Annotated in this window: 6 protein-coding genes; 2 read left to right on the top strand and 4 right to left on the bottom strand. The window is 70.8% G+C overall.

Going from position 1 to position 7,514, the window contains the following annotated elements; all coding sequences use genetic code 11:
• Positions 1–324: 324 nt before the first annotated feature.
• On the top strand, positions 325–1,362 hold the full coding sequence (locus tag CcI156_RS08655) for a CD225/dispanin family protein (RefSeq protein ID WP_076805212.1): 1,038 nt from the start codon (positions 325–327) through the stop codon (positions 1,360–1,362).
• Positions 1,363–1,432: 70 nt separating this feature from the next.
• Here CcI156_RS08655 and CcI156_RS08650 read toward each other — a convergent pair whose 3' ends face one another.
• Positions 1,433–1,999 carry a CD225/dispanin family protein gene (locus tag CcI156_RS08650; RefSeq protein WP_076805210.1) on the bottom strand — a complete coding sequence of 189 codons (567 nt, stop codon included), beginning with the start codon at positions 1,997–1,999 and terminating at the stop codon, positions 1,433–1,435.
• Between the two features lie 483 nt (positions 2,000–2,482).
• On the opposite strand from CcI156_RS08650, the gene CcI156_RS08645 reads away from it, so the two are divergent.
• Positions 2,483–3,829, top strand: a complete 1,347-nt coding sequence (locus CcI156_RS08645) for a glycoside hydrolase family 26 protein (protein ID WP_023840108.1) — start codon at positions 2,483–2,485, stop codon at positions 3,827–3,829.
• A gap of 67 nt (positions 3,830–3,896) precedes the next feature.
• Here CcI156_RS08645 and CcI156_RS08640 read toward each other — a convergent pair whose 3' ends face one another.
• From CcI156_RS08640 to CcI156_RS08630, 3 genes are read right to left on the bottom strand one after another with little or no spacing between them, the layout of a single operon-like run.
• Positions 3,897–4,559 (bottom strand): TIGR03085 family metal-binding protein, encoded by a 663-nt coding sequence (locus tag CcI156_RS08640; RefSeq protein WP_175637558.1) that lies wholly within the window; start codon positions 4,557–4,559, stop codon positions 3,897–3,899.
• A gap of 27 nt (positions 4,560–4,586) precedes the next feature.
• On the bottom strand, positions 4,587–6,218 hold the full coding sequence (locus tag CcI156_RS08635; RefSeq protein WP_076805208.1) for a CHASE3 domain-containing protein: 1,632 nt from the start codon (positions 6,216–6,218) through the stop codon (positions 4,587–4,589).
• Positions 6,218–7,390 carry a PP2C family protein-serine/threonine phosphatase gene (locus CcI156_RS08630; protein WP_076805207.1) on the bottom strand — a complete coding sequence of 391 codons (1,173 nt, stop codon included), beginning with the start codon at positions 7,388–7,390 and terminating at the stop codon, positions 6,218–6,220. Before CcI156_RS08630 ends, CcI156_RS08635 begins: the two co-directional genes overlap by 1 nt.
• Between the last annotated feature and the right edge of the window lie 124 nt (positions 7,391–7,514).

The following is a 7,514-nucleotide window of genomic DNA, read 5'->3' as shown; positions in this document are numbered from 1 at the left end:
GCCCACGATCAGGCTCGCCAACCCCACGAAACCCCAGGTAGCAGCTTGATCGACTTAGTGGAAGTGGCATTGCGGCTACGGGTCGGCGCTGCTGGTCGGAGGTCTGTATGCCGCCGGTGCGGCGGTGGTCGGGGCGGTGAGCCTGGCCCGCCGGGACGTCACGGCCTGACAGCACGAATCTGCCAAAGGCAGACGAATGGCGGACTGATGGCGGACGGATCGCCTATCATCACCGCTGATGGCGCCCGGCCGACGACGGGGAATGGCGGTTCGCATGGTGCCTTCCGATCGGAACCGCGGCGACGTCGTCAAGCGGATCGGACGTTGACCCCGCTCAACCGGCTGGTTCGCGAACTCGGTGGCGTCGACGCCTACGCCGTGCTCGGGGTAGCGCGCACCGCCGACCGGGCGGAGATCCGCCGGGCGTACCGGGCCCGCGTCCGGGCTCATCACCCCGACAATCCCGCCAGCCGGGACGCACAGTCCATGCGCACGATGCAGCTCCTCACCGTGTCCCACGAAATCCTCGACAGGTGGCGGGACGAGTACGACGCCCGCCTCACCGGGTCGCCCTCGTCCCCGGCACCGGACGCGGGCGGCCCGGGATCGACGAACCACACCGGCCGGACGAATACCGGCGCCCGCACGAACGCCGGTTGCCGGACGGACACCGGTGCCCGCTGGGATCCCTGGACCGCGGCCGACACCGGCCCGCGGTCGGGCTCACGCATCAGCGACCCGTCATCCCGCACCACCGGCACCACCGGCACCACCGGCACCACCCAGCGTCGCCCGAGGACCGATCGGCCCCGCAGCCGCTGGGAGGAGGAGTTCCGCCCGCCTCCGACCGAACCATTGCGGTGGAACACGCACAACGTGCGGTGGCCTGGGCCAGGGGACACCGGCGGTCACTACTACTCGAGCGGACATCACTACTCGACCGGCTACCCACGGAATCGACACAACGACACCGGCCCCCATCCGGGCTGGCCCGGAACACAGGCCCACCGACCCGCCGAACCCCACCAGACGCTCCGGCGGCACGCGCAGACACCACGGCACGCGCAGACACCACGGCACGCGCGGRCGCGGCAGCGGCCGGKGACCGAGGYGACGCCAAAGGTCGGCAATTACCTGGCTCTCGCGATCCTGACGACATTCCTGTGCGCACCGCTCGGCGTGATGGGGATCATCAACTCCTCGCGCGCGTCGAATCGACTCCTTGCCCACGACGTCGCCGGGGCGCGCCGGGCATCGCGTCGCAGCCTGGCCTGGTGCCTGGCCGGACTCGTGTTCGGCCTCCTCTTCCTCGCGTCTCTCTCGGTGATGGCGGGGCTCTGCGGCGGGAGCTCCATCGGCTGACGAGCCGACAAGCGAGCCAAGCCGACGGCCGTTACGACGAGAGCCTGACTCTCGGTCAGGCCACGCTCCTTCAGGTGCGAGCGGGTGGGAGCGTCGAATACGACGTGCTGGAATCGGTCTCGAAGCCGCMGGCCAAGCCGATGACGAGGATGACCAGGAACACCACGATGATCGAGATGGCCGAGATGATGCACCACATCCTGGCCTTCTTGGAGGCGTCCAGCGCGCCGTTGATGTCGCCGATCTGCTGGCGGCTCTGCACCTTGGTGGCATAGACGATTGCCACCACACCGGCGGGCAGACAGCACAGCAGGGTGACCACGATCGACTGCCACAGGTAGGTCGGGATCGGCTGGTTGTAGGGCGGAGGTGGGCCGAACCCACCCGGGCCGCCGTATCCCAGCGGGGCACCGTAGCCCTGCGGCGCGCCGTACCCACCGGGCGGGGGTCCATAGCCGGGCGGTGGAGGGCCGTAGCCGCCCTGGTCATAACCGCCCTGGCCACCGTAACCGCCCTGGTCATAACCGCCCTGGCCACCGTAACCACCCTGGCCGTAGCCGCCCTGGCCGTAGCCGCCCTGGTCATAACCCCCTTGACCGTGACCGCCGGCGGGAGGGTACTCGGGTGGCTGGGACATTGGGTGCTCTCCTGTTGTCGTCGTGGCGGGCGAGCCGGTGAACGGCCCCGCCACCGCGCCTGGCYGCATAACCCCCGGGGCGCTCGACCAGGCACCGCGGACACTCCACCGGCGCGTGATCCCCGACCCGTGCGCGGAATCCGTGACRCGAGGTGGGTTGACCACCAGGCACATCCCAGGCTCCGCGCGCGCACATTGTGGCACAGCCAGCGTGTCGACCAACCGGCGTGCCGACCAACCGGGCTCCACGCCACCCGAGAGCCTCACCGCCCGAAACCCCCGAGTTCCGACAAGTCGGCCTAGCACGTCGGTGTAGTGTCTCGTCCGAACTATCTAGACACGGCAGCCGGCGTCGAGGGGGCGACCGGAGGCCGGTCCGGTCCGTCTCAGGCTGCTGTGCGACATGGAGGTCATCCGCTTCGATGCCGAAGCCGGGACCCGGGGGGTCCTGACGACACTGCCACGCACGGAGGGATACCCGCGGTGAAGCACCGAGCGGAGGGCAATCCCAGCCCGCCGAGAGTCCGATCCGGTTCCCGGCGCGGGCGCCGCCGTCCGCGTCACCCTGCCTGGATCGCGTCGCTAGGCGTGATGGCTCTGGTCGCCGCCGTAGTCGGGTGGACCCTCGTCCCCGAACGCGACACCGGGGGCGAGGGCTCGGCGACAGTCGAGGCCACCGCCATCCAGCACGGGAAGCCCCGACACGGCGATGACCTCCGGGTGCAACCCAGCCTCTCGGCGGGCAGCGCCTCGGCGGGCAGCGCCTCGGCGGGCACGACCGGCGGAAACTCCCGCGCGACCGTCGCCTCGCCGTCGCCCGCCCCGGTGCCCGCGGGCACCCCGGCCGGTACGGCCCCACGGACCACCGCCAGGCCGACGACCCCCGGCGCCGCGGCCCGGGTCACGAAGCCTGCGGTACAAGTGCCCGTTATCCCCGTCGGTGGTGGGGGCGGTTCGGTGCCCGGCGGCATGAGCGGCGTCGCCGCGGGGACGATGACGCAGGTGCGGGCCTGGGAGAGCTTCCGCGGCTCGCCGGTCAACGTCGTGCTCACCTTCACCGACAGGTCGAGCTGGCAGACCATGACGAACCCGTGGCTCGGCTCGGGCCCGGAGAAGTTCTCGACCTTCGCCGGCACCTGGGTCATCTCGCAGTCCTTCTACCCCACGGGCGGTGGGGACATGAACTCCTGCGCGAGCGGCGCCTACAACGGCCACTGGGCGGACTTCGGCCGGTGGCTGGTGGCGAAGGGCCGCCCGGCGAGCGTCATCCGGCTCGCCTGGGAGTTCAACGGCGACTGGTTCCCGTGGTCGGTCTCCAAGACCAACCCCACCACCTGGGTGAACTGCTTCCGCCAGGTTGTCAGCGCGATCCGCTCGACGGATCCGCAGGCCCGCATCGACTGGGCGCTGAATGCGCACAGCAGCGGAGCCTGGGCCGTCTACCCCGGTGACCAGTACGTCGACATCATCGGCATCGACAGCTACGACCAATGGCCGGCGAGCACGGACGACGCTGCCTTCGCCAGTCAGTGTCACGCCGAAGCCGGGCTCTGCTCGACGATCGCGTTCGCCCGCCAGCACGGCAAGCAGTTCTCGGTCCCAGAATGGGGACTCGTCGGGAAGAGTGATACCGGGGCGGGCCGCGCCGGCCAGGCCGGCGGCGACAACCCGGTGTACATCCGCAACATGTACCAGACGTTCGCCGCGAACCGCGACATCCTCGCCTACGAGACGTACTTCAGCGATTCGTCACCCGGGAACGTGCACTCCTCCCTGGTGAACCCGACAGAGCATCCCGCTGGCGCGGCCACCTACGCCTCGCTCTGGTAGCGCCTTGCTCTGGTAACGCCCCGCCCCGATAGCGGCACGGCTCCGACCGGATCGCAGCCGCCGGGAGCTAGGGACCGGTGGGAGCCGCGCGGAACCGCTCGATGTCGGCGTCGGAACCGCGCAGCTCGACCCGGGCGACCTGGCCCCGCCCGAACGCGTACAGCACGATCTCCTCAGGTGGCCCGACGATCTCCACCACCGGCTCGCCGCCGTGCAAGGCGCGCCGGCCAGGAGCGTCCGTACGCTCCGCCACGACACCCAGGCCGGCTCGCCGGAACCCGGCGAACCCGATCAGCAGCAGAGCGGTCCACATCGCGTCACGGCTTCTGGTGTCAAGCTCGCGAGGCTCCCAGCCAGGGGCGGCGCGGCGGATGTCCTCGGCGTGCRCGAAGAACTCGACCAGGTTCATGGCATCGTCGATCAGGCCGATGCGGGTCGGCTGCCACCACGGCGGCCCGGCACGGAACGTCTCGACCAACTCGGGAAAGGTGTGGGCCCGCATGGTGGCCCGCTCGGCCCGCTCCGTGATGCCGTGCAGCCGACCGACGATGAGCCCGGGAGCGGCCYACGGCACCCGCTCGCGGGTGACCAGGTGCGCCACCAGATCATGGTTCGTCCATCCGGCGCAGAGGGTGGACGCCGCCGGGCCACGCTCGGCCAGCAGGTCCGCGAGCTCCCGCCGCTGCGCACGGGCCCCTGGCCGGGTGAGAACCGCTCCTGACCCCATCATGTGCGGCACTCTAGGCGATGAGGCGACTCACGGCGGGTCTCTGGCCGTTAGAAGTCTCCGGTTAGGGAAAGTGAACCGGAAGGTGGTTCCGTCCTTCACCGCGCCGTCCAGCCAGATCCGGCCGCCGTGGAACTCGACGATCTTGCGACACAACGCCAGCCCGATGCCCGTGCCCTCGTAGACATCCCGGCCGTGCAGCCGCTGGAAGATCACGAAAATCTTCTCGGCGTACTCCGGWTCGATTCCGATCCCGTTGTCGGCGCAGTACAGCTCCCACTCGTCCGCCCGGTCGACGACACCGACATGCACGGCGGGAACCGTCTCGGCCCGGAACTTCAGCGCGTTCCCGATCAGGTTCGCGAACAGCTGGGTGAGCAGGACGGGGTCCCCGCGCACGACCGGCAGATCATCCGCGGTGACCTCGGCCCGGGCGCTCTCGATCGCGATGGACAGCGCTCCCACCGCCCGGTCGAAGATCTCCCCCAGGGACACATCGACGAAACCGTCAGTAGTCCGCCCCACCCGGGAGAAGGCCAGCAGATCGTTGATGAGCTGCTGCATCCGCTTCGCGCCGTCCACCGCGAAAGCGATGTACTGGGTGCCCCGCTCGTCGAGCCTGTCACCGTAGCGTCGCTCCAGGAGCTGGCAGAAACTCGCCACCTTCCGCAGCGGCTCCTGCAGGTCGTGCGAGGCGACATAGGCGAACTGTTCCAGGTCACGATTGGAGCGCCGCAGCGCCTCGGCCTGCGCCTCCACCGCGGACCGCGCCGCCCGCGCGACCCCGAGCTCCCCGATCAGCTGGCGTCGCATCGACTCCACGTCGGCGGCGAGCGAGGCGATGTCCGGGGGACCGGTCGGCTCGACCACGTGATCGAGATGTCCGGAGGCGACGGTTCGCGCATCGTCGCTCACCCGCTCGAGCGGGCGGGTGACCCAGGACCGTAGCGCCCGCGCGATGACCGCCAGGAGTACGGCCATGACGGCCGCGCCGGTCACCAGCGCGAAGATCAGGAAACGGAGCGCCGCCGTGACGTGCTGGCGGGCCCGGACTTCCCTGGCCCGCAGGTCCGCCTCGAGGTCCCCGGCCGCGGCGCGGACCGCCTCGAAGCGGGTCTTGCCGAACTCCGGTGACAACAGGCGGGCCGCCGCGGGACCGCCCACCCGCACCGCGTTGATGGCCGGATCGGCGTAGTCGCCGTGCCAGGCCCGGATCCGGTCCTCCAGCACGGCGAGCCTCGCCAGCAGGTCGGGGCGCTCCACGAGCCGTCGGTGCAGGTCCGCGAGCAGCGTGCGCTCGGCCCTGCGCCCTTCGTTGTAGGGCTCCAGGAAGTCCTCGCTGCCCTGAAGCAGGTAGCCCCGCATCCCGGTCTCCTGGTCGACCAGGCTGGAGACCAGTTCGGTGGAGCTCAGCAGAGCCGGGGCGAGGACGTCGCTGCGCGTGTGGAGGGCGTCATCAAGCCGGACCAACGACGAGACGACGAGACCAGCGACGATCATCAGCACCATCGCCGCCACCGCGTAGGTCACCTCGAGTCGACGGCGCAGGCGCCAGACGGACCCGACCCGGCCGCGCTCCACCGCTCCGCTCGGCCCCGCGTCGCCCGCTCCCCCGTCGGTGACGTTCGGGTGGGTGACGTTCGGGTGGGTGCGCTCCGGCATCAGCCGGCACCCCAGATCAGCAGCAGGAGCGCGACGTCGTCGGTCAGCGGGCCGCCATTGCGCGCCTCCACCCGGTCGATCAGGTTGTCGAGCAGCCCGTCGGGGTCGTCGGCGGGCCAGAGTTTGGCGATCTCGGGCAGCACGCCCTCCCAGCCCAGCGGTTCCCCGCCCGGTCCCTCCCGCCCCTCCAGCAGGCCGTCCGTGGCGAGCAGGAGCGCCCAGTGCGGCCCGAGCTCGATCCGCACCTCCTCGGAGAGGTCGTCGTCGACGATGCCAAGAGCCGGACCGACGACGTCGCCCGGCAGCGCCGACAGCCGCGGATGCAACAGCGCCGGCGGCGGATGACCGGCCAGCCGCATCCGCGCCGAGGTCCGGTCGGGAGCGATCGCGAGGGTGCACACCGTCGCGAAGATCTCATCCTGTTCCCGCTCGCTCACCAGCACGCGTTGGAGATACCCGAGCCGGTCGGGTTCCGGAACACCGGCGAGGACCAACGTGCGCCACGCGATCCGCAGGCTCACCCCGAGCGCCGCCTCGTCCGGGCCGTGCCCGCAGACGTCGCCGAGCAGGACGTGGAGCGTGCCGTCCGCGGTGGACACCATGTCGTAGAAGTCCCCGCCGAGCAGGGACTGCTGCCGGCCGGGGCGGTACCGGGCGTCGTGATGCAACCGGCCGTCGTCGATGAGTGGCCGGGGTAACAGGCCGCGTTCGAGGCGGGCCCGCTCGTCCGCCAGCAGCTCCGACTCCCGCAGCGCCTGCGCGGCGGTGTCGGCCCGCTTGCGCTCAATCGCGTACCGGACGGCCCGGACCAGGTCCCGCCCGTCGACCTGACCCTTGACGAGATAGTCCTGCGCGCCCGCGGCGACCGCCTGCGCCCCCCGGTACTCGTCAACCAGACCGGTGAGCACCACGACCGGCGCTCCCGCMTCGACCGTGAGCAACCGGCGTAGCGCCGACAGGCCCTCGCTGTCCGRCAGCCCGAGATCCAGCAGCACGCACGCGACGTGCTCGCTGCGACGGGCGGCTTCGGCCACCGTGCGCACCCGGGTCAGYTCGACCGGAGCGGAGACCTCGTCGAGGAGCTCGGACACCAGATAGGCGTCGGCATCATCATCCTCGACCAACAGCACCGGCCAGATCACTTTTACGGGATCAGCGTTCGGCGCCCGCATCGCGGTGCCCTCGGTTCCTGACACATCTCMTCGGCATTGCACGACACGAGGCCATACCGGCCCAACCCGGACTCGAAGCATGGCACGACCACGGCGCCCGTGCGCATCGGAACGCCGAACCGGA

The organism is Frankia sp. CcI156 (genome assembly GCF_001983015.1).
Lineage (GTDB): Bacteria > Actinomycetota > Actinomycetes > Frankiales > Frankiaceae > Frankia > Frankia casuarinae.
The sequence above is the reverse complement of the archived record's forward strand: the minus strand, read 5'-3'. Positions and strand labels throughout refer to the sequence as shown.